Genomic DNA, 24,678 nt, shown 5'->3' on the forward strand with positions numbered 1-24,678 from the left:
ATACCTATTTTTATGCAAAATTAAAGTAAATGGATACGAAGGAAACTTTTTTTAATTATATCACGGAAGGAAATGTTTGTAAAGGCGACTTTATATCGGTTGGTGCAGCCATGTTAAACGGAGAAACTGTAACCAATGCTTTAGTTAAAATCCCTTTAAAAACTTTAAATCGTCATGGTTTAATTGCCGGCGCTACGGGTACAGGAAAAACCAAATCGTTACAGGTTTTAGCTGAAAATTTAAGCGACAAAGGTATTCCCGTTTTATTAATGGATATTAAAGGGGATTTAAGTGGTATTGCACAAGCTAGCCCGGGTCATCCAAAAATTGATGAGCGCCATGCTCAAATTGGTATTCCGTTTGAAGCTAAGAGCTTTCCTGTAGAAATTTTAACCCTTTCGGAACAAGATGGGGTGCGCCTTCGCGCCACAGTTAGTGAATTCGGACCTGTTTTATTATCTAGAATTTTAGATTTATCGGAAACACAATCTGGTGTTGTGGCCGTTATTTTTCAATATTGTGATAACAACAAACTACCTATACTCGATTTAAAAGATTTTAAAAAAATATTACAATACGCCACCCAAGAAGGTAAAGCTGAATTTGATGAAGCTTATGGGCGTATTTCAACCGCATCAACAGGTGCCATTTTACGTAAAGTCGTTGAATTAGAACAACAGGGTGCCGATACCTTTTTTGGTGAAACCTCCTTTGATGTAGACGATTTACTGCGTGTTGATAACAGCGGTAGAGGCTACATTAATATCCTTCGACTTACCGATATTCAAGATAGACCCAAGTTATTCTCGACCTTTATGTTGAGTTTACTTGCTGAAATATATTCCACCTTCCCTGAACAGGGTGATAGCGACCGCCCAGAACTAGTTATTTTTATTGACGAAGCACATTTAATTTTTAATGAAGCCTCCAAAGCTTTATTAAATCAAATTGAAAGCATCGTTAAATTAATACGAAGTAAAGGCGTTGGTTTGTATTTTGTAACTCAAAACCCAACCGATGTGCCAGAAGCGGTATTAGGTCAGTTAGGTTTAAAAATTCAACATGCCTTACGTGCTTTTACAGCAAAAGACAGAAAGGCTATTAAATTAACGGCACAAAATTATCCAGATTCTGAATATTATAATACCACCGACATATTAACATCGCTTGGTACAGGTGAAGCTTTAGTATCTGCACTTGATGAAAAAGGACGCCCTACTCCACTAGCTGCCACTATGATGCGCGCGCCTATGAGTAGAATGGATATTTTAACGGATGATGAATTGAAAGCCTTAAATTCAAAATCGAAGCTTGTAAAAAAATACAATGAGACCATTGATAGAGAAAGTGCATATGAATTGCTTAACAAAAAAATAGAGCAAGCGGAAGCTGATGAAGCCAAAGAAAAAGCACGAGAAGAACAAGCTGCTCTTAAAAAAGCAGAATCGAAACAACGCACTACAACCTCATCTAGAAGAAAAAGCACGGCGATGAACCCGATAATAAAAGTACTAACCAGCGCCACTTTTATTCGTAGTGTTTTTGGTATTTTAACTAAAGTATTGAAGAAATAGGTTAACAAAAACCCTTTTAAAAATTGGATTAGCTCATGAACCCATTCTTTTCAAAACTGTTAATGGATGTTGCACGAAAACAACTGCAATCTAAACAGCAACACAAACCTGTAAGTAAAAAACAAATTGTTCCTTTGGTTAGGAAATTTCAAGTAGAAGTTTCACATGCCATAAAAGAATATATTTTCATAATAATTGGTGTCTTTTCAGCGGGTTTTGGTTTAAAAGGCTTCTTGTTACCCAACCATTTTATTGATGGTGGCGCAACAGGTATTTCCTTATTACTTCAAAACGTGACCTCTTTAGACTTAAGTTACTTTTTAATTCTAGTAAACCTTCCGTTCTTAATTTTAGCGTCCAAAACCTTTAGTGTTAAATTCGCTTTAAGAAGTATGGCCGCCATTGCACTTTTAGCATTTGTGGTTCATTTTGTTGAATACCCAACCGTTACAGAAGACAAGTTATTAATCTCCGTATTTGGTGGTTTCTTCTTGGGCTTAGGTATTGGTATGTCTATGCGAGGTGGTAGCGTTATTGATGGCACTGAAGTATTGGCCATATTTTTAAGTAGAAAACTTTCGCTTACCATTGGCGATGTTCTTTTATTAATTAACATTCTCATATTTTCGGTGGGTGCATATATCCTATCTATTGAAACAGCACTGTATGCGATTTTAACCTATTTGGCAGCTGCAAAAACCGTCGATTTCGTAGTAGATGGTGTTGAAGAATATGTAGGTGTCACCATCATTTCAAATAAACATGAAGATTTACGCGTCATGATTACCGAAAAATTACGCAGAGCTTGTACCATTTATGCAGGTAAAGGTGGTTTTGGAAAAAGTGGCGATAGTTATGATAAAGACATTCTTTACACCGTTGTAACCCGATTAGAACTTGCCAAATTACAAACCGAAATTGATAAAATCGATAGAAATGCTTTTATAATAATGGGTATTGTTAAAGATTTAAAAGGCGGGATGATTAAGAAAAAACCAATGAAATAAGCTTTAGAAGTTTAGAAGTTTAGAAGAAAAATTGAAATTTGTGATAGAAAAAAAATACATTATACAAGGCAGTCCTTTTGTTGTCCCAACAACCGACGGAAAAATTATTAAGGAACATTTTGGAGCTGCTACAGATGGTAATTCTGGAATAAGCATTGCCCATATGAAAGCGCCTGGAGGTTGGAGTGAACCTTTTCAAACACCAGAATTTGATGAGTACACCTTCATTATTCAAGGTAAAAAACAATTCATAATAGAAAATGAAACGATCGTTCTAGAAGCGGGGCAATCTATTAAAATTTTAAAGAATACGCGTGTTCAATATTCCAATCCGTTTACCGAAGTTTGTGAATACCTTGCTATTTGCATGCCCGCCTTTTCTATGGATTTAGTAAACAGAGAAGATTAAATGAACAAACATTTTATTAAAGCTATTGGAGGTTCTATAAACTTCGTTAGCTACTTTTCGCCCAATGCCGCAGCGCAGTTAGCCATCTACTTATTTTCAAAACCTAATAAAGGAAAAATCACTGAAGAGGAAGCGCCTTTTCTAAAAACAGCCACTCAAGAAAACGTTTTTTATAAAAACATCCCAATTTCCACCTACCATTGGAAGGGTTCGAAAGAAACCGTTTTATTAGTACACGGTTGGGAAAGCAACGCTTTTAGATGGAAAGACCTCATCGAAATTTTACAAGCTCAAGATTACAACATTATTGCCATAGATGCGCCTGGTCATGGAAATTCTGGTAACAAAATATTTAACGTGTTTTTATATTCTGAATGTATAAACGCCGTTACCTCCCACTTTAAAATTGATAGTATTATAGGGCATTCGGTTGGCGCGACAGCTTCTGCTATTTCACTACACAAGTACCATTCACCTATTAAAAAACTAGTATCTCTAGGGGCTCCTTCAAATTTCGCTGGCATCATCACTAATTACGTGCTTATGATGGGCTATAACAAAAGAGTCACAGATGCTATGAATAAATACTATTTAAAGCATTTTGAACATGAACCTGATTATTTTTCTGCTAAAAATTTCCTAAAAGATATTCAAGCAAAAGGGCTTATTATTCATGATAGAAAGGACCGTATTATATCGTACAGAGATGCTTTAGATATTTCAAAACACTACAAAGATTCTAAACTTATAAAAACCATGGGTCTGGGCCATGGTTTAAAAAACGAACTCGTTTACAACCATATTTTAGAGTTTTTAAACGACTAGATTTGTTGTACTTTTGGTGCATGAAACCCATAATGGGTATTTAGTAACAAAACCATTCCTAGCACTCTGTTTCTAGATTGATTATAAATGGTTTTTGATTTTTTATTCAAATGGAAATAGAATTAAAACGTATTAATAAATTTTTAAGTGAAGTTGGCTATTGCTCACGCAGAGAAGCCGATAAACTTATTGAGGCCGGACGTGTAACTATTAACGGAGCAGTCCCAGAAATGGGCACCAAACTCACCCCTAGTGATGTGGTTCATGTAGATGGCGAACTAATAAATGCATCAAACGAAGCCTTTGTTTATTTAGCGTTTAATAAACCTGTGGGCATTGTGTGCACAACAGATACCAGTGTTGAGAAAGACAATATCATCGATTTTATAAATTACCCGAAACGTATTTTCCCTATTGGGCGTCTAGACAAACCCAGTGAAGGTTTAATTCTTTTAACGGATGATGGCGATATTGTAAATAAAATTCTTCGTGCTAGTAACAACCATGAAAAAGAATACGTAGTTACTGTTGACAAGCCTATTTCTCAAACTTTTATTGAACGAATGTCTGGCGGTATTCCGTTGGAGGAACTGAATAAAACTACAAAAAAATGTGTGGTTGAGAAAGTAGGGACTTATGAGTTTAAGATTATCTTAACTCAAGGTTTAAACCGACAAATTAGACGCATGTGTGAATACCTAAATTATGACGTATTAACACTTAAACGCACACGCATCATGAACGTGAAACTGGACATGCCTGTGGGTGAATATCGAGAATTAACCAAAGAGGAGTTTAGTGATTTAAATAAATTACTTAGCGAGTCCACCAAAGCTTTTAACCCTAAAGTTAAAATTGAACGCCCTCGAAGAAATAATAGACGGTAGGTTATGAGCACCCTTTCTCCCTTTCACCTAGCAATACCTGTTTACAATTTAAAAGAATGTCAAACTTTTTACAGAGACATTTTAGGTTGTGAGGAAGGACGTAGTAGTGACCACTGGGTAGATTTTAACTTTTTTGGGCATCAATTAGTTATTCATTATAAGCCAAACGAAGAAAATAACAAGATACACTCCAATGCTGTAGATGGGAAAGCTGTTCCTGTTCCTCATTTTGGAGTGGTTCTAAATTGGGATGTTTTTCAAACCTTCGCGGAAGATTTAAAAGCAAAAAACATACAATTCATTATTGAACCTTATATTCGTTTTAAAGGATTGGTTGGAGAACAGGCCACTATGTTTTTTCATGATCCTTCTGGAAATGCCTTGGAGTTCAAAGCCTTTAAAGATATGAATCAATTATTTGCGAAATAAAACCGTATCCTCTTCATTTTCAGACCTCTATTTAAAAACAAATGGCCTTAAATAAATAGACTCCTTAATATGGGAATTCTAAAAGGCTCTCACCTAATTTTGTAACACTACTACTTCTCGTTGGTTGTACCTTAGCATCAAAATAAATTTTGATATTATGATACGAATCTTAGCAATAACATTAACTATTGGAGGTATGATTGCCCTAATATTAGGCGTTCTAGGAGTTTTTGGAAACAACTTAGTAGCACTTAGCCCTTGGGCATTAGCTATTCTAGGTGGTATTTTCTTTATCTCAGGAGTTTCCATGCTGAAATACAGAAAAGACGAACCTGTAACCAATGAATAAAAGGTTTAAGTGCTTTTTTTATTAATGAAAAAGTTGATTTCCCTAACTCTTTTCTGAGTTACGTCTCTCGCGTGCCAATAACGTATTTTTAAGTAGCATAGCAATAGTCATTGGACCAACACCACCAGGAACTGGTGTAATGTAACTCGCCTTTTTACTTACACTTTCAAAATGCACATCGCCGGCAAGTCTATAACCGCTGGCTTTGGTTGCATCTGGAACACGTGTAATACCTACATCTACAATAACAACATCTTCCTTAACCATATCGCCCGTTAAAAACTCTGAAATACCAATAGCAGCCACAATAATATCTGCTGCCCTCGTTATGTCAGCTAAATTTTTAGATCGACTGTGCACTACCGTTACGGTAGCATCACCAGCTTTACGTTTCTGACTCATTAAGATACTCATTGGACGACCCACAATGTGGCTTCTTCCCATAACCACTACATTTTTCCCAGAGGTTTCTACTTGGTAGCGTTCTAATAATTCAAGAATTCCGTATGGAGTTGCTGGTAAAAAAGTTGGTAAATCTAAAGCCATCTTACCAACGTTCGTTGGATGAAACCCATCTACATCTTTATCTGGATGCACTGCCATTAAAACCTTTTGCTCGTCAATATGCTTAGGCAATGGCAATTGCACTATAAAACCATCAATACCATCGTTGATATTTAGTTCATTTATTTTAGCTAATAATTCTTCTTCTGAAGTATATTCGGGCAAATCGATTAAAGTAGAAAGAAACCCTATTTTTTCACAGGCTTTCACTTTGGCGTTTACATAAGTCATACTAGCACCATCAGTTCCTACTAAAATAGCTGCCAAATGTGGCACTTTTTCTCCTTTAGAAACCATTGCCGATACATGTTCTGCAATTTCTTCTTTAATATCGTTACTTACTTTTTTTCCGTCTAAAATTGTCATTTGTTACTTTATTTGCTCGCCACGAATTCTTGAAATTATTCTCTCTAAGGCGCAAAGTTTTTCTATTAGCTGTTTTTGAAAACTGAGGTTACGAACTAAACTAGCGCATCCCTTTCATCATTTGCATCATCTTTTTACCGCCACCACCTTGCATCATCTTCATCATTTTGCTCATTTGGTTGAATTGCTTTAAAAGTTGATTCACTTGTTGTACCGATGTTCCAGAACCTTTACCTATACGTTGCTTTCTACTTGCGTTTATAAGCGATGGGTTGCTTCGTTCACTTGGTGTCATAGAATGGATGATGGCTTCAATACCTTTAAAAGCATCGTCATCAATATCCACATCTTTTAACATTTTTCCAGCACCAGGAATCATACCCATAAGGTCTTTCATGTTTCCCATTTTCTTAATTTGCTGAATTTGCGTTAAGAAATCGTCGAAACCAAATTGATTTTTGGCAATTTTCTTTTGAAGTTTACGCGCTTCCTCTTCATCAAACTGTTCTTGTGCACGTTCTACTAAAGATACCACATCTCCCATTCCTAGGATACGGTCTGCCATACGTGTTGGATAGAACACATCGATGGCTTCCATTTTCTCGCCAGTACCAATAAACTTAATAGGTTTATTTACGACCGATTTAATAGTAATTGCAGCTCCACCTCGCGTGTCACCATCTAATTTAGTAAGGATAACCCCATCAAAATTCAAGACATCATTAAAGGCTTTTGCTGTGTTTACAGCATCTTGCCCCGTCATAGAATCTACAACAAAAAGTGTTTCTTGTGGTTGAATGGCTTTATGAATGTTCGAAATCTCGGACATCATCGCTTCATCTACCGCTAAACGTCCAGCGGTATCTATAATAACCACATTAAACCCATTCGCTTTTGCGTGAGCAATACCTGCTTTTGATATCGCTACAGGATCGGTATTTCCTCTATCGCTAAAAACCTCAACCCCAATTTGATCTCCAACCACATGTAGTTGGTCTATCGCCGCTGGTCTGTAAACATCACAGGCAACTAATAATGGATTTTTTGATTTTTTAGTTTTTAAATAATTGGCCAATTTACCAGAAAAGGTTGTTTTACCAGAACCTTGTAAACCAGACATTAAAATAACACTCGGGTTACCAGAAAGGTTAATACCTTCGGCCTCGCCACCCATAAGTTCAGTTAACTCATCTTTTACGATTTTAACCATTAACTGGCCTGGTTGTAACGTTGTTAAAACGTTTTGACCAAGTGCTTTTTCTTTAACTCTTACGGTAAAGTCTTTCGCTATTTTAAAGTTAACATCGGCATCTAGTAAGGCGCGACGTACTTCTTTTAAAGTTTCGGCTACGTTTACTTCAGTTATACTTCCGTGCCCTTTAAGTACGTGAAAGGCTTTATCTAATTTATCGCTTAAATTATTAAACATAATTTTTATTGAAATTTTAAGAATTGCAAAGTTAATGATTTGAAGCGTATTATTAACCTTGATTTTTAGAAAAAAGACAGTTGGTTTTAAAGTTATTACACTTTATAAGAAACCTACTTTCTGCGCTAGGGATAGAAGCGAAAAGCCCACAGCTGACCCGACACTTCGGGGTAGCGAGGACTTGTAGCGGATAGTCCGACCCTTGGGTAGCGCCCATAAAACATAAAAAAGGCTGTCAAAATTTATTTTATTTGACAGCCCTTAAAAAGGAACTCGAATTATTAATTAACCTAACCAATCAAACACGTTAAGTTCCTTTTTACAAAGATTACACTTAGTTTTTCTTTTCAAGTACTAATATTCGTTCTACTTCACCATTATGGTTTAGATCTTTCAACTCTATTCTATTTGGTGAAATCTCTTTAATTCTCCATCTAAAAGTTAGGTCATTAAACGGCGGGTTGTTTGCAAAAAGCAAGCCTAAATACAAGCCATCATCTCTATATGCCAACCAAGAACCTACAGAGAAACCATTGTTTGGATCTGTTACTTTTATGCGTCCACTTTCAAGAAAGTTTATAGAATACCCATGAAAGTTAGTTATTGGATCTACCACGTGGTCTAAACCATCATCGTATTTAGCGACTTCCCAAACACCGGTTGCAAGCACAGTTTCGATGTAATTTAAATCATCATCTGTTCCCAAGCAGTGTCTTTCTAACAGCATTTTATTATTGGCATTTTCAAGTTTAATAACGCCAGGCTCTAAGAATGTAATTAACCATTCTAGCTTTAAATCGGGTCTACCATCAAGTGTGATTTGTAAAATAAAGCCTATATTTCTTACACCAACTTCATAAGTTCCTGTAACAAACTCGCCATTAATTCTTAATTTAACTTCGTTGTTTGCTAAGAATTTTAATGGTGTGCCTATATACGCTTTTTCATTATCTGAACCATTTACACTTAAGCGTGCTATTCTCCAAAAACATTCTTGTAAATAGTTTTCAATGCCTTCTTTGGTATGATCTACCACTACATCGCAGTTTTTAACTAAAATGACTCTATTACCTCCAGCTTGGTATAATTTAATTCTACCAGCTTCTAAATCGTATACAAACCATTCCAAAGTAAAATCTACAAGGGTATCGAACTCTAACTTTATTAAAGCGCCACGATCTGTTACACGTGTTGCCCAAGTACCGGTTAGCATATCGCCATTTCTATTACGTACTTTCACGACGTTGTCTTCTTTAAAAACAATAAGATATTCGCGGTAAGAATCACTTAAACTAGACGCATTACGTTGAAATTCGTGCACTACCCACGGGCATGTTTTTAGCAAAGCATCTAAACGCTCTTTAGAAAAATCGTCGTCATGGTAATCGTTATTATCATCTTCATTACAGGCATTTTTAGCCTCTTTTATAGTAGCGGCTAATTGCGCATTGTTTGTTACTGAAACGGAAGTTCCATCGGCCAAATCTAAAGTAACCGGAAAATTAAGACTTGCAAAAACCTCTGCATTGATAACACGTTTAATAAACCTGTATAGTTCTCTATCACTTCCAACAGTCACCACATTCACTACTTGAAACTGGGCATTGTAAACAGAAAATGAAATTGGGTAATGAAAGTCGATGCATTCAATATCGTCATCTTCTTCATCTTCACCTTGACAATCTTCGATTAAATCTTCTAAAGCATCGTGGTTTTGCACCACAACTTCTTCGTGGTTTGCCAGTATAACGGTGATGGGGAATACAATTTCTAGATCGTCCTCATCATCTTCAAATCTATCATAAATGGCTTCGATGGTTTTATAGTCATCTTTAGTGCCTATAATAATTTCTTTACCATGTACTTTAACGGTTACAGGTAATTGGACGGATAAGCAGCTGGCTTTATCAATAATATTATCAGCAGACCCATCCATTTTAGAGGTGGCGCTTATCATACTTGTTAACTCAGAGGTTGCAACTAGCGCCTCTGCTTCTGTAGGCTGTGTAATGTCTATCACTTCGTCTTGACAAGATGTAAACATTAAAAGGGCAAAAAAAGGAATTAGTAATAAGGTTCTCAGTTTAGTTTTCATGATTCTTGATTTTTGGGTTAAACATAGCTTTTTGTTTATAAAACAGTTTAACTTTAAAAACTCCTACCCTACTTTTAAAAAAAGTTTAATAAATTAATCACGAGACTTCAGAGCCAAACTGCAAAAAACCCTATTTTAGTGGCACAATCACCAACTATAATGACTAAACCACTACATGAAAATATTTGCGAAGAGCACCTGTTTTCTACCATTTTTAATAAATACGCTAAAGACTTACATAACTTTTTATACTATAAGTATGGCGATTTACTAAACCCAAAAGATAAAGTACAAGAAGCTTTTATTAAACTTTGGGAAAATTGCGCCAAGATACCGCCCGAAAAAGCAAAGAGTTTTGTTTTTACAACTGCCAATAATTTAATGCTGAATGAAACCGCACACCAAAAGGTGGTACTAAAACACCAACAAACCAAACCAAAAACCTACACCAACGAAAACCCGGAGTTTTTAATGCAGGAAACCGAATACATGGCCAAACTGCAAAAAGCCTTAGCTAAATTAACTGAAGCCCAACGTGAAGCCTTTATGATGAACCGAGTGGAAGGCAAACGTTTTAAAGAAATCGCTGAGATTTTAGAAATTTCTACAAAAGCAGTTGAAAAACGAATTTATGGTGCTTTGGAAAAGTTACGGAAGGATATTAAGGAGTTGTGAGGTTCGAGAATTAGAAAAATAAACTTTTTTTACTTTGAATCTTTGAAACCTTAAACCTTTGAAACTTTTTTTAAAAAGTAGGGTAGGAAAAAATAATAGTTAACTGTTATATAATTGAATAGCGACATGATGAACAGAGAAGAGTTAATATCAAAATGGTTAAATAACGATCTAAACGATCAAGAACTTGAAGCGTTTAAAATGCTTGAAGATTATGACGACTTAGTTAAGTTAAACGATGGCATACTAGCTTTTAAAGCTACAGAATACAACACATCTACAGAATTAGAACATGTTTTAAAAACCATTAAAACCACAAAAAAACAACCAACCTATTGGCTAAAACCATTAATGCGTGTTGCTGCTGTACTTGCTATTTGTTTCAGTGTATTCTATTACACAACAACGCTAGACACTACAATGACTACCGAGTTTGCTCAAAAAACAATCATTGAATTACCAGATAACTCAAGCGTAAATTTAAATGCAAAATCACTTTTAGCGTTCAATAAAAATTCATGGAAACAGGAACGTGATGTGACTCTTGAAGGTGAAGCTTTTTTTAAAGTTGCCAAAGGGTCTACATTTAATGTTATAACAAAATCAGGAACCGTTACGGTTTATGGTACTCAATTTAATGTAAAGCAACGCGAACAATATTTTGAGGTTATTTGCTACGAAGGTTTAGTAGGGGTTCGTTACAATTCTCAAGAAACAAAATTAAAACCTGGAGACAGTTTTTTAATTATCGATGGGAAACAAATTGCTAAAGAAAAAGAAAACCGCTCGACACCTTCGTGGCTAAATAACGAAAGCGCCTTTAAAAGCGTACCTTATAAAGAGGTGATCGCAGAATTTGAAAGACAATACGAGGTTGACATTACGCTTTTAGACATCAATTCGAACCAATTATTCACGGGTAGTTTTGCACACAACAATTTAGAAGTCGCTTTAAAAGCAATCACTTTACCATTACACGTAACCTATAGTAAAACAAACAGAACTATTACACTAAAACGTGAGTAGAAAAGGACTCCTTTCTATTTTTTTATCACTATTTTTTTTGAATGTTGCCTCCCTAAGCGCTCAAACCATTCAAGAAGAAAAGCAACCGCTTATATCCATTTTAAAAGTTCTTGAAGCACAATACCACATTCGTTTTTCATATATTGATGACACCATTTCAGATAAAAAAACGCTCTTACCCGACTCTAATCTAGGACTAGAAGCCGTTCTAGAGTTTCTTAAAACCGAAACCTTATTAGAATTTGAACTTCTAGACAATCGCTTTGTTGTAATTAAAAAGAAACCCCAAGCAAAACCGAGTCATTTCAGAATGCAACATCTAGAAGAAATCACCATTAACAATTACTTAACTACAGGTATTACCAAACTTAATGATGGTTCTATCACCATAAAACCTGAAACGTTTGGCATTCTCCCAGGTTTAATAGAGCCCGATGTTTTACAAACTATACAAGCACTTCCGGGTGTTTTAAGTACCGACGAAACCGTATCGAATATTAACGTACGTGGCGGCACGCACGACCAAAACCTCCTGCTTTGGGATGGTATTAAAATGTACCAATCGGGACACTTTTTCGGATTAATTTCCGCTTTTAACCCCTACACAACCAAACGCGTACATGTGTATAAAAATGGGACGAGCGCGAAATATGGCGATGGTATTTCAAGCATTATCGATATGCAATTACCTGATAACATTGACAACGAGTTTAAAGCTGGTTTGGGTTTCAATTTAATTAATGCCGATGCCTTTGCCAAAATACCGCTTTCAAAAAAAACGGAGTTACAATTAGCATCGCGTCGCTCGGTAACCGATTTGGTTTTAACACCCACCTACGACCAATATTTTAAACGTATTTTTCAAGATTCTGATTTAACCAATGCCAACAGAAACTCCATTTCGCAAAACGAACAGTTTTATTTTTATGACGTCACCCTGAAATTTCTATATGATATAACTGAAAAAGATAAAATTAGACTTCATTTTTTGAATGTAAACAACCGCTTAAACTATGATGAACAGTCGACCATTAACGATAGAAACGAAGTACTAAATAGCAAACTCACCCAACAAAACCTAGCCACAGGAATTACCTACACCCGAAACTGGACTAAATCACTTTCTACAAGTTCACAAATTGCTGTTTCAAATTACGATTTAGACGCCACTAACTACGACATTACAAACAACTTACGTTTAATTCAAGAAAATGAAGTGTATGATGGTTCTGCCAAAGTGGATCTTAAATACAACCCCAATCACCAACTTAAAATAAACGGAGGCTATCAATTTACCGAAGTAGGCATTAGTAATTTAGAAGACGTTAACAACCCCGTTTTCAGGAGTTATATAAAAGAAGTGATTCGTAGTCATGCCGCATATGCTGAAACAGGTTTGCTATCAAACAACGCGAAAACCAATTTAAAATTCGGTGCGCGCTTAAACTACATTCAGAAATTCGACATGCTATTTGCAGAACCGCGTTTAAGTTTTAGTCAGCGTTTCTTTAATAATTTTAGAGTTGAATTATTGGGCGAATATAAAAGCCAAACCTCCTCACAAATCATCGATTTACAAAACGATTTTTTAGGCATTGAAAAACGTCGTTGGGTGCTTTCAAACAATAAAAACATTCCAGTTTTAAAAAGTAAACAAGCTTCAGTAGGTATTCATTATAACAAAAACAAACTACTTATAAGTGCCGAAACCTACATAAAAAAAGTAAATGGCATTACCTCCAGAAGTCAAGGCTTCCAAAACCAGCATCAATTTAAAAAAGCCGTAGGTAGTTATGAAATTAAAGGGATTGATGTTTTATTAAACAAACAATTTGACGACATTGTAAGCACCTGGGTTTCCTATTCATACAATACCAACAACTATAAATTCAACACCTTAAATAATGGCAAAGCATTCCCTAATAATGCCGATATAAGACACGCCGTTACTTTTGGAGGCACTTATACTTACAACCACTTTAAATTTGCTTTGGGTTTAAATTGGCATTCTGGAAAACCAAACACAGCACCAAGTACGAACGACACCCCTAACGACGACGAAATAACGTACCAAGACCCAAACAGTTCCAACTTGAAAGATTATTTACGCGGTGATTGCTCTGCCACCTACCACTTTAATATTTCCAATACGTACAAGGCCACTGTTGGCGCTTCTGTTTGGAATATTACCAATAAAAAAAACATTCTAAACAGGTATTACAATTTAGATGATGAAAAGAAGGTGGCCAAAGTAGAAAATCACTCCTTAGGCATTACTCCAAACATTAGTTTTAGACTTCATTTTTAAACCCTATTAAAAATAAAATGCACTTCGTTTTATTTTGAAAAACAGAACAAACCATTTCATATATTTGGTTGAAAATTATAAGGGTTATGTTACTAATAAACATTTTAGACACCTCACTTCCGTTTACCAATCCGGTATTAAAATTTCTTATCATTTTGGTCATTATTTTACTGGCCCCCATCTTACTTAATAAATTAAAAATTCCACATATTTTAGGACTTATTGTTGCGGGCGCTGTAATTGGCCCTAACGGGTTTAATTTATTGCTTCGCGATAGCAGCATCATTCTATCAGGCACCGCTGGCTTACTGTACATTATGTTTCTAGCTGGTTTAGAAATAGATATGAATGAATTTAAAAAGAATAAGTTTAAGAGTCTACTATTTGGGCTATTTACCTTTTCTATACCCATGACTTTTGGAGTTTTAGTGGGCATTTTTATATTAAAATTTTCTGTACTCACATCGGTTTTACTTGCCAGCATGTTTGCTTCCCATACCTTGATAGCCTACCCCATTTTAGGGAAATTCGGTATTACTAAAAACCGAGCCGTAAACATTGTGGTTGGCGGTACCATGATAACTGATACCCTAGCACTTTTAGTACTTGCCATTATTGTAGGCCTTACCAAAGGCTCTGTGACCAGTGAATTTTGGATTCGGCTTTTTATATCGGTTATTATATTCGGGTTTATTGTTTTACACATTTTCCCCATTATAGGCAGATGGTTTTTAAAACGTTACCAAGACCCTATTTCTCAATACATTTTTGTTTTAGTCATTCTTTTTCTAGGCGCTTTTTTAGCTGAAGTTGCAGGTGTAGAAGCCATTATTGGCGCACTGCTTTCTGGGTTTGCATTGAATAGATTAATACCATCTACTTCTCCCCTAATGAATCGTATTGAGTTTGTTGGAAATGCCATTTTTATTCCCTTTTTCTTAATTGGTGTTGGTATGCTAATAGATTACCGTGCCTTTTTTACTGATTTTGAAACCATTCTAGTCGCTGTAGTCATGACGATTGCCGTCACCCTAGCCAAGTTTATTGCGGCGTGGGCAACACAGAAATCATTTAAATTTACCATAGATGAACGCCGACTTATCTTTGGTTTAAGCATTGCCCATGCGGCGGTTACTTTAGCAACCGTTTCAGTAGGATACAACATTATTATTGGAGAAACCGAAACAGGAGAACCGATAAGATTATTAGGAGAAAGCATTTTAAACGGTACTATAATCATGATTTTAGTTACCTGTACCATCTCGACCTTCGTAGTACAAAAAGGAGCCAGAAATCTATCTTTATTTCAATCGACTGCAAAAGATAAAAAGAATGTAGCTAATGAAGAAAAAATACTTATTGCCATTAACAATGCCGATACGGTTGAAGAATTAATTAGTTTAAGCACCATTATAAAATCAAAAGAAAATAAAAATGCGTTGTTTGCTTTGCATGTTATAAACAACGACACCACCGAGGTGCATGCGGAACCAAGCGCTATAAAAATATTGGACAAAGCCTTAAAAACAGGGGCGTCTTCTGATATTAAAATCAATAAATTATTGCGTTACGATTTAAATATCATGAATGGTATTTTAAACGTTGCTAAAGAAAAAAAAGCCACCGATTTGGTTTTGGGCTTACACATTAAAACAAATATTTCAGAATCATTCTTAGGCAACTTAACCGAAGGTGTTTTATCGAAATGCCATGCCACCAGTTTTATTTACAACCCATCGCAACCCATCGCCACCATAAAAAGGCATATTGTAATTATGCCAAACCACGTTGAAAATGAGATTGGCTTCCCTTTTTGGTTGCTTAAAATTTGGAATATCTCATACAACACAGGTGCAAAACTTGTTTTTTACGGCACCGAACAAACTATTAAAGTAATTCAAAACATCCATTCAGAACACCCTATTGATGCCGATTTCGTGGTTTTTAATAGCTGGAATAGCGCCAAAACACTATCGAACAATATTAAACTCGATGATAATTTAATTTTCATTTTAACCAGAAAAGACGAACCCGCTTACCACAAGAATATCAAAAATATTTCCATTTACTTAAACCGTTATTTAAAATCGAATAATTTCATTTTAGTGTGCCCCATTATGAAAACTAACACCATTAATGACACCATCGATTTTAACAACCCATCCCTACTAGAACCTTTAGAAAAATTGGACGAAATTGGAAAAACAATTGCGAATGTATTTCGCAGAAAATAAAGGTTAGGATTGATAAAAACAAATTGCTCATTGACGCTAAATCAACCTTATCAATTAATAACCATTTAACAGGTAAACATTTCCTTTTCACAGAAAAACCAACATGATCATTACTAAAAAAAGCATTGTAATGATCTTTCACCCACCCTACATTTTATTTAAAACAATCGACAAAAAACATTAAAACACAGTTTTTTAACAATTTATATGTGTTTTTAAAAACAGATATGTTAAATTTATTTATTTTAGTCATACCAACCTATGCTAATACAACCAACTAAATATGGCATCTCTTAACCCGTTAAGCACACCTTTAGGCTTACGAAGCGCTAAACATTTGCTTAGAAGAGCAACATTTAACTATTCCAAAGTACAACTAGACAGCATATCGAACATGACGGCTTTAGAGGCCGTTAACAGCTTAGCAACCGCACCAGAAAACAGCCTTTCGGAACCCTACGACCCACTTCCAGCTGCAAATCCAGATGGCTTTTGGACTTCAAGTTCAGAGCATCCCAATACATTTTCTGGACAAGGCAGAAAACGATCACTTATCACTGGGTGGTGGTGGTACAATGCTATAAGTCAAACTACATTAAAACATAAACTCACCTTCTTTCTGCATACTAGTTTTACGGTGGGAAAAGATTCTGGTGCAGGACAATCAACTAATTTTTTCGACCACCTCCAATTACTTGATTTTTACACCTATGGCAGTTTAAAAACACTGGCTAAAAAAATAACACTAGATAATTCAATGCTCGATTATTTAGATAACACCAACAATATTGCCACCAATCCAAATGAAAATTATGCACGTGAATTTTTAGAATTATTCACCATATTAAAAGGCCCCCAGATAGGAAATGGCAATTACACCAATTACACAGAAATAGATGTACAGCAAGCCGCTAAAGTTTTTACAGGGTTTAGACAGCAACTAAACCGCTCTGTTATTGATGCAGACACCAATTTACCAAGAGGTTACGGGAACAGCAATAGACATAGTGGCGACAATAAAACCTTCAGTACTGCCTTTAACAACCAAGTTATTGTTGGAAAAAACACAGCGGCAGGCATGTTTGAAGAGCTAAATGATTTTGTAGACATGGTTTTTGCGCAACCCGAAACCGCTAAATCTTACTGCCGTAAACTTTACAGGTTTTACGTAAAAAGCGAATGGAATGAAACTGTAGAGGCCGATATTATTACACCATTATCACAAATGCTCATTGCCAATAATTTCAACACATTGCCCGTTGTAAAAACCTTATTAGCAAGCGAACATTTTTATGACGCTGATGATGAGGATGCGACAAATAACATTATTGGATCCATCATCAAAAGTCCGTTACAAGTATTAAGCGAAATTTGCAGCCTTTTCAATCTTAACATACCAGATCCAAAAACAGATCCCCAACGCTATTACGCCAATTTCTTTCATTATTTTATTCACAACACGTATTTAAAAGGCGCTGGAATGAGCTTCTTCGATCCCGATTCAGTGGCTGGTTATCCTGCACACTACCAGGAACCCGATTTTGACCGCTTGTGGTTTTCTTCAAACACCCTTATTTCAAGATATAAATTAATAGAAAGTTTAATTGTTGGAAAAAACACAATCACTTCAGGTAATATTTACACAAAATTAGACACCTTACTTTTTGTTGAAAACAACATTTCAACCCCTTCAAACCCTAACGATTTAGTAACAGAAATCGCGAATTTATTATACCCAGAAAGCATAGATACGGATAGAACTAATTACTTTAAAGTTTTTTTAGTTGACGCTGGTTTCCCTGATTATTATTGGACTAATGCCTGGTCGGAATACAAAAACACAAACGACGGTTCCAGTATAAAAATAAGATTAGACGCTTTAATAACTGCGATGATAAACGCTGCAGAATTTCAATTAATGTAAAGTTACAGACTATGGAAAGAAGAAAATTTATAAAACTCTCTGCAGCAGCTTCAGCCATTGGCTTAATGCCTTTTCAATTGCAAGCAGCTTTAAAATCATATATACCTATAGCTGATTGCCCAAACATATCAAACCGAAAACTCGTTTTGATAAACTTAGCTGGCGCGAATGATGGCTTAAACACCATTATCCCAATAAACCAATATGACACCTATAGTAACTTACGTCCCACTATAAAAGTCCCAGATTCTGGGTTAAATAAATACATAACCTTAGATGCCACTTTACCCGCAAATCAACAAATAGGCTTAAACCCTGCACTTACTAGTTTTAAATCTATTTATGATAAGAGTTGGTTGCGCATCATGCAATCGGTTGGATATCCATCACAAAATAAAAGTCATTTTAAATCGACCGATTTATATTTAACAGGAAACGATGGTAACAGTCTTTCAAACGGTGTCGATTCTGGATGGATGGGTCGGTTTATGGAATTATATTATTCCGATTTAATTGTGGAAACCTACCCCCTGGCAGTAGAAATTGGTTCGAGTAAAACCTCACTTGGATTTCACGGGGAAGAAGCGCATGGTTTGGCTTTAAATATTACGGGGCAAGACCCTTCGGGGTTTTATTCCGTTTTAAATGGATTAGGCGGTGTACCACCAACTCATATTCCATACTCAGATTATGGAAAAGAATTAGAATTCATTAAGAACACAGATATTCTTTCCAACCAATACGCACAGTCTATTTCTGGAGCCTTTGATACAGGGCAAAACGACACGAGTTACCCAGACACAGATATTGCCAACCAACTAAAAACGGTGGCGCGATTAATAAGTGGCGATTTAAAAACCAAAGTCTACATGGTGCGCATAGGTGGTTTTGACACCCATAATTTGCAAGTACAAGACTCTGGACAGGTTTTAGGTAAGCATTACGACTTGCTCACACAGCTTTCACAGGCCATAGAAGCCTTTATGAACGATTTAAAAAGTCAAAATATAGGTGAAGATGTTGTTGGGTTAACCTTCTCTGAATTTGGCAGAAAAGCAGGTGAAAATGGTAGTTTTGGTACCGATCATGGTGAAATAGCACCCATGTTTGTTTTTGGGGAGCCTGTTGCAGGCGGTGTTACGGGCACAAACCCAGATTTAACCGAAGCTACCAGTACTAATAATTATCAAATAAAAACGGTACAATACGATTACCGTCAAACATTTACCACCTTGCTTCAAGATTTTTTAGGAGCACCTAACGCTATAATTGATGATACTTTTTTCAACCATTCCACTAACGAAAGTTTTACAGACCTAAAAGTTCAGAATCTAATAAAAGAACAATTTGCAGTATCGGCTTCATGTCTAGGAGGCTTGAAAACAGAACCGCCTACTACACTTGACAAACAATGGCTACTCTACCCCAATCCATTTAGAGACACTCTTAATTTCTCTTGCATAGATGATGTTACGACGGTAAACTATCGCGTTTTTAATAGTTCTGGGGTGTTTTTAATCGATCGAACAGACTATCTTGTTTTCGGAAAACTAAGCCTTGATTTATCGCATTTAAGTAGCGGTGTTTATATTATTGAAATTATGGTAGGCACTAAAAAGGAAACACATAAGGTGATTAAAATATAATACACTTCTAAAAACAAAATAAGCCTCGATTTTTAAAATGAATTAAAAATCGAGGCCTATTTAAATTTATAGTAAAAACCCTTTTTACTTTTACTTAGTAATTTTCAAAAAACTTATTTTAAACTAGTTAAGCTCGCTTTTATGGTTTCAATTTTAGCCAAAGCATCGGCTTCTTTATTACGCTCGTTGGTTATAACCTGTTCCGGTGCACCGGCAACAAAACGCTCGTTAGAAAGTTTCTTTTGTACCGATTTCAAAAAACCTTCCGTATAACTTAACTCTTCTGTAAGTTTCTTAATTTCAGCTTCTACATCAATACTTCCGGCCATAGGAATAAAATACTCATTCGATTTTACTCTAAAACTTAAAGCACCTTCAACCGCTTCATTTACATAATTGATACTTTCAAGGTTACCCAATTTGCTAATAATAGCATCAAAAGAAGTGCTTGTTTTGTCATTATTTATCACAGAAAAACCAATAGCATCTTTAAACGCTATGTTTTTTTCTTTTCTAATATTTCTAATACCTGAAATAACTTCTGAAGCGAATTCAAACTCGGTAATCAAGGTTTCGTTTAAATTTTTTGCAACAGGCCATTTAGAAACAATTAACGCTTCTTCCGGTGTACGCTCAGCTATATAATGCCAAATATCTTCCGTTAAGAAAGGCATAAATGGGTGTACAATTTTTAAGTTTTCTTCAAAAATCGCGATAATCGCTTTATAAGAAACCGCATCAATAGGCTGTTGGTATGCTGGTTTTACCATTTCTAGTAACCAACCACAAAAATCATCATAAATTAATTTATAAATAGCCATTAAAGCATCACTTAAACGGTATTTACTAAAATGATCTTCAATTTCTATTAATGCCTTTTGAAACTTTGATTCGTACCACTCGATAGCAATTTTACTAGAGTCTGGCTGCTCGATGGTATCACTAACCTCCCAACCATCAACCAAACGGTAGGCGTTCCAAATTTTATTTCCAAAACCTTTTCCTTGTTGGCAAAGTGTTTCTTCAAACATTAAATCGTTTCCTGCCGCACTACTTAAAAGCAAACCAACACGAACCCCATCTGCACTGTACTCTTCAATTAACTTTAAAGCATCAGGCGAATTCCCTAAAGACTTACTCATTTTTCGACGTTGCTTATCGCGAACCAAACCTGTTAAATACACGTTATTGAATGGTTTTTCGTCTTTATACTCATAACCAGCAATAATCATACGGGCTACCCAGAAAAATAAAATATCTGGACCTGTAACTAAATCGTTGGTTGGGTAATAGTATTTTATATCGGCGTTTTCTGGGTTACGAATACCATCAAACACACTCATTGGCCATAACCATGAACTAAACCAGGTATCTAACGCATCGGTATCTTGACGCAAATCACTAGCTGTTAATTCTTGGTTATTCGCTTTTTGTTTTGCTAATTCTAGAGCTTCCTCTTTCGTTTCTGCAACTACAAAATCTTCTTTATCATCGCCATAATAATAGGCTGGAATTTGTTGACCCCATAATAACTGACGAGAAATATTCCAATCGCGAATATTTTCCATCCAATGGCGATAGGTGTTTTCAAATTTCTTTGGAAACAATTTAATTTCAGAATCTTCACCTAAAACCGCTTCAATAGCTGGTTTTACTAAATCTTGCATTTTTAAAAACCATTGATCGCTTAATCGTGGTTCGATAACAGCTTTGGTTCTTTCTGATGTTCCTACTTTATTAATATGTGTTTCGGTTTTAACCAATACACCGCTGGCTTCTAGTTCTTGAACAATTTCCTTTCTTACAACAAATCGATCTTTACCTTGATACTGCAAACCAAAACTGTTTAAGCTCGCATCGTCATTAAAAATATCGATAACTTCTAAGTTGTGTTTATCACCTAAATTCTTATCGTTCTCATCGTGTGCAGGCGTCACTTTTAAACAACCTGTACCAAATTCAACATCTACATACTCGTCTTCAATAATAGGAATCACACGGTTGCAAATAGGCACAATCGCCTTTTTACCTTTTAAATGTGTAAAACGCTCGTCGTTAGGATTGATACAAATAGCGGTATCTCCAAAAATAGTTTCTGGACGTGTTGTTGCTATAGTTAGCGTATCATCACTACCTTCAATTTTATAATTTAAATAGTATAAATTCCCTTGGCGTTCTTCATGAATAACTTCTTCATCAGAAAGTGTGGTTTTCGCTTCAGGATCCCAGTTAACCATACGGTAACCTCTATAAACCAAGCCTTTATTATGTAAATCTACAAACACCTTTATCACGGCTTCACTCATGTCATCATCCATGGTGAATTTAGTTCTATCCCAATCGCAAGAACAACCTAGTTTTTTAAGTTGTTCTAGAATAACACCACCGTATTCGTGCGTCCATTCCCAAGCATGTTCTAAAAACTCCTCGCGAGATAAATTATTTTTATCAACACCTTGTTCCTTCAGTTTTGCAACAACTTTCGCTTCGGTCGCAATAGATGCATGGTCGGTACCAGGTACCCAACACGCATTTTTACCTTGCAAACGCGCACGACGAATAAGCACATCTTGGATGGTGTTGTTAAGCATATGCCCCATGTGCAACACACCAGTAACGTTTGGTGGTGGAATTACAATGGTATATGGTTCTCTTTCGTCTGGTTCTGAATGAAAATAATTATGTTTCATCCAGTAGTCATACCACTTAGTTTCTACCTGACTTGCATCGTATTTTGAAGGCATTTGCATACTTTGGAATAGTTTTTGAATAATAATCTGCAAAAGTACTTATATTTCTTTTTCTATAAAAGATATAATACACATTGATAAAATTAAGAAGGTGTTATTTTAACAATTTTTAAGAATTATAATAGAAAACTTATATGTACTTTTAACTAATCAGTTTTAAAAAAAATAAGCATTTAATCTATTATTTTTGCAGTTTATAGAAATAATAAGTAAGTTTGGAGTGAATTTTACCGCAAAAACAACTATTTTAAAAGCTTAATTAACTGAGCGATTAACACATAAAGAACCAAAACAACAAAAAAAATACAACAACAATGAAAAAATTATTTACAATTTTATTTATCGGATTAGCAAGTTTAGCCATTAATGCACAAGACAAGGTGGCTAAAATCGAATTTAAATCGGACACAGTAGATTACGGAACCGTAGAAAAAGGATCTAATGGCGTACGTGTTTTTGAATTTACAAATACAGGTAATGCTCCATTAATAATAACAAATGTAACTTCAAGCTGTGGGTGTACTATCCCTAAAAAACCTGAAGGCCCCATTTTACCTGGAAAAACCGGAGAAATTGAGGTGAAGTATGATACTAACAGAGTAAACCCAATTAGAAAAACAATTACGGTTATCTCGAATGCTGAAACACCAACGGTTGCTTTAAAAATTAAAGGTGAAGTTATCGATACTAAAAACGCTAACGTACTTGATAAAACTAAAAAAAGTATTGTTCAGCAATAAAAACAAGAACATATCATTTAAAAAAAATCCTTAGGCCAATGCTTAAGGATTTTTTTTTTGTTCAATACGGATTTTCTAAAGAAAAGCTAAAATTCAAGATGCTCCCTTCTCGATCTACTTTCAAGCGGATGTGCTTACCTGCATCTTCATAGAAATAATGCATCAATTGTTGTAAAGATAACTGGTGGGCTCCTTTCGTGTTTATTCTTAAAACAACATCACCAATAAGCAAACCTGCTTTTTCTGCGGGTGACCCCTCACGAAGTTCAACAATAGTATATGCTGGCTTTAAGGATATTTTATATTGGGTATCTATAACAATTTTGGTGTTGTTTGAGGCTCCATTATCTTTATCAAAACCTCTTGCTCCCGACTTGCCATCATCAAGCTCTTTAACGAGTCTCACCCCATCATGAGCCAATTCTATTCCGCTTTTATTATAACTGAACTTTTCCTTAAAAAGAGCATTCTTTTTAAGCGTGATTATAGCTTTTTGATAATCGAAAATAACATTGAATCGTTTTAAAATATTACCAGCCAAACTACCATTTCGGTCTTTAAATTTTCGCGCATAAGAAATAGAAGCACTATCAGGGTATGCCACATTCGCATTTTCTAAAACAAAACTTTTTAAAGCTATGGCATCCACTTTAGAACGCTTACCATAAACACTTCCGCTTAAACCATGTCCTAAAAAATCATTAAAGAAAGCTTTATTCGACGAAATACCTAAAGAATCATTTTCAAACAACCAGAGCACATCACTTCCACCAGAATCTATCAACAATTTAACAGGAACAGGTCCCTCATCAATAGTAACTTCAGCATTTATATAAGGTTTGCCATTGTAAAATTCTAAATTAAATGTTTCGCACCTGTTACACTTTTTATAGCGGTATGCATCGGGCTCTGTTAATTTTAAATACTTGGTGTTATAATTAATTTCAACAACCAAATCACTAAAAATATCATTACCAATAATACCATGAACAGGAAAACCCAATTTAGGAGCCAAATCTAAATTAGCCTCAAACACCGCGTATAAATCTTGCTCTAAATTTATAGCATCGCCTATTCTAACCATATTATTTGTAGACTTCAAGGCCTCAACCAGTTCGCCTTCACCCAAACCTCTTAAAAAAATAGTCTCTGTGTTTTTAATTTTTAAAGTATCTGAAATATTTAAAAAATTAAAAATAATGGGTTTACTTACGCCGGTATCCAATAAAAACGACAGGGTAACACCATTAATTTCTACGGGTATTATAATTAAATTATTGATAAGTTTAAACTTAATTCTATCTGATTTCTGTTTGTTTTGAACTGTAAAACTCCTTTGAGAGTACACGTTATGACTCAACAAAAAAACAGTCCATACTAAAACAACAAACCTTTTCATAGTAAATAACAGGAGCTTAGATACATTCAATTTACAAATCTT

General features: G+C 35.4%; 19 protein-coding genes. 14 read left to right on the forward strand and 5 right to left on the reverse strand.

What is annotated here, in order from left to right; translation table 11 throughout:
* Positions 1-29 precede the first annotated feature (29 nt).
* The 7 genes from Q5N74_RS06510 (at position 30) to Q5N74_RS06540 (ending at position 5,480) form a co-directional block, all read left to right on the forward strand.
* Positions 30-1,574: a helicase HerA-like domain-containing protein gene (locus tag Q5N74_RS06510; RefSeq protein ID WP_304387929.1), complete on the forward strand. Its 1,545-nt coding sequence runs from the start codon at positions 30-32 to the stop codon at positions 1,572-1,574.
* Positions 1,575-1,609: 35 nt separating this feature from the next.
* Entirely contained in the window at positions 1,610-2,581 is a 972-nt protein-coding gene (locus Q5N74_RS06515) for a YitT family protein (protein WP_304387930.1), read from the forward strand.
* Between the two features lie 40 nt (positions 2,582-2,621).
* On the forward strand, positions 2,622-2,990 hold the full coding sequence (locus tag Q5N74_RS06520) for a cupin domain-containing protein (protein ID WP_304387931.1): 369 nt from the start codon (positions 2,622-2,624) through the stop codon (positions 2,988-2,990).
* On the forward strand, positions 2,991-3,815 hold the full coding sequence (locus Q5N74_RS06525) for an alpha/beta hydrolase (protein ID WP_304387932.1): 825 nt from the start codon (positions 2,991-2,993) through the stop codon (positions 3,813-3,815).
* Between the two features lie 110 nt (positions 3,816-3,925).
* A complete protein-coding gene (gene rluF / locus Q5N74_RS06530; protein WP_304387933.1) occupies positions 3,926-4,702 on the forward strand; it encodes a 23S rRNA pseudouridine(2604) synthase RluF in 777 nt (258 codons plus the stop codon).
* Between the two features lie 3 nt (positions 4,703-4,705).
* Positions 4,706-5,131 (forward strand): VOC family protein, encoded by a 426-nt coding sequence (locus Q5N74_RS06535; RefSeq protein WP_304387934.1) that lies wholly within the window; start codon positions 4,706-4,708, stop codon positions 5,129-5,131.
* A gap of 157 nt (positions 5,132-5,288) precedes the next feature.
* Positions 5,289-5,480 (forward strand): hypothetical protein, encoded by a 192-nt coding sequence (locus Q5N74_RS06540; protein ID WP_304387935.1) that lies wholly within the window; start codon positions 5,289-5,291, stop codon positions 5,478-5,480.
* A gap of 42 nt (positions 5,481-5,522) precedes the next feature.
* Here the strand turns inward: Q5N74_RS06540 and Q5N74_RS06545 are convergent, their stop codons facing one another.
* From Q5N74_RS06545 to Q5N74_RS06555, 3 genes are all read right to left on the reverse strand, one after another.
* Positions 5,523-6,410 carry a bifunctional 5,10-methylenetetrahydrofolate dehydrogenase/5,10-methenyltetrahydrofolate cyclohydrolase gene (locus Q5N74_RS06545; RefSeq protein WP_304387936.1) on the reverse strand — a complete coding sequence of 296 codons (888 nt, stop codon included), beginning with the start codon at positions 6,408-6,410 and terminating at the stop codon, positions 5,523-5,525.
* Positions 6,411-6,510: 100 nt separating this feature from the next.
* Positions 6,511-7,839 (reverse strand): signal recognition particle protein, encoded by a 1,329-nt coding sequence (gene ffh / locus Q5N74_RS06550; RefSeq protein WP_304387937.1) that lies wholly within the window; start codon positions 7,837-7,839, stop codon positions 6,511-6,513.
* A 334-nt stretch (positions 7,840-8,173) separates the two neighbouring features.
* A complete protein-coding gene (locus Q5N74_RS06555) occupies positions 8,174-9,934 on the reverse strand; it encodes a hypothetical protein (RefSeq protein WP_304387938.1) in 1,761 nt (586 codons plus the stop codon).
* Positions 9,935-10,093: 159 nt separating this feature from the next.
* Between Q5N74_RS06555 and Q5N74_RS06560 the strand changes: the two genes are divergently transcribed.
* The 6 genes from Q5N74_RS06560 to Q5N74_RS06585 all read left to right on the forward strand — a co-directional run bounded on the left by Q5N74_RS06560 (position 10,094) and on the right by Q5N74_RS06585 (position 19,747).
* Positions 10,094-10,609: an RNA polymerase sigma factor gene (locus tag Q5N74_RS06560; protein WP_304387939.1), complete on the forward strand. Its 516-nt coding sequence runs from the start codon at positions 10,094-10,096 to the stop codon at positions 10,607-10,609.
* A gap of 126 nt (positions 10,610-10,735) precedes the next feature.
* A complete protein-coding gene (locus tag Q5N74_RS06565) occupies positions 10,736-11,635 on the forward strand; it encodes a FecR family protein (RefSeq protein ID WP_304387940.1) in 900 nt (299 codons plus the stop codon).
* The gene (locus tag Q5N74_RS06570) at positions 11,628-13,943 is read left to right on the forward strand and encodes a TonB-dependent siderophore receptor (RefSeq protein ID WP_304387942.1); all 2,316 of its coding nucleotides are present in this window, start codon (positions 11,628-11,630) and stop codon (positions 13,941-13,943) included. Before Q5N74_RS06565 ends, Q5N74_RS06570 begins: the two co-directional genes overlap by 8 nt.
* Before the next feature lie 86 nt (positions 13,944-14,029).
* Positions 14,030-16,177 (forward strand): cation:proton antiporter, encoded by a 2,148-nt coding sequence (locus Q5N74_RS06575; protein WP_304387943.1) that lies wholly within the window; start codon positions 14,030-14,032, stop codon positions 16,175-16,177.
* 283 nt (positions 16,178-16,460) lie between these two features.
* A complete protein-coding gene (locus Q5N74_RS06580; RefSeq protein WP_304387944.1) occupies positions 16,461-18,101 on the forward strand; it encodes a DUF1800 family protein in 1,641 nt (546 codons plus the stop codon).
* 11 nt (positions 18,102-18,112) lie between these two features.
* On the forward strand, positions 18,113-19,747 hold the full coding sequence (locus tag Q5N74_RS06585; RefSeq protein WP_304387945.1) for a DUF1501 domain-containing protein: 1,635 nt from the start codon (positions 18,113-18,115) through the stop codon (positions 19,745-19,747).
* A 113-nt stretch (positions 19,748-19,860) separates the two neighbouring features.
* Here Q5N74_RS06585 and Q5N74_RS06590 read toward each other — a convergent pair whose 3' ends face one another.
* The gene (locus Q5N74_RS06590) at positions 19,861-22,497 is read right to left on the reverse strand and encodes a valine--tRNA ligase (protein ID WP_304388085.1); all 2,637 of its coding nucleotides are present in this window, start codon (positions 22,495-22,497) and stop codon (positions 19,861-19,863) included.
* A gap of 314 nt (positions 22,498-22,811) precedes the next feature.
* On the opposite strand from Q5N74_RS06590, the gene Q5N74_RS06595 reads away from it, so the two are divergent.
* Positions 22,812-23,237, forward strand: coding sequence for a DUF1573 domain-containing protein (locus tag Q5N74_RS06595; protein WP_304387946.1), 426 nt, complete (start codon positions 22,812-22,814; stop codon positions 23,235-23,237).
* A gap of 61 nt (positions 23,238-23,298) precedes the next feature.
* Here Q5N74_RS06595 and Q5N74_RS06600 read toward each other — a convergent pair whose 3' ends face one another.
* Positions 23,299-24,636, reverse strand: coding sequence for a PDZ domain-containing protein (locus Q5N74_RS06600; RefSeq protein ID WP_304387947.1), 1,338 nt, complete (start codon positions 24,634-24,636; stop codon positions 23,299-23,301).
* Positions 24,637-24,678: the final 42 nt, after the last annotated feature.

The organism is Mariniflexile sp. AS56 (assembly GCF_030552475.1).
Classification (GTDB): Bacteria; Bacteroidota; Bacteroidia; order Flavobacteriales; family Flavobacteriaceae; genus Mariniflexile.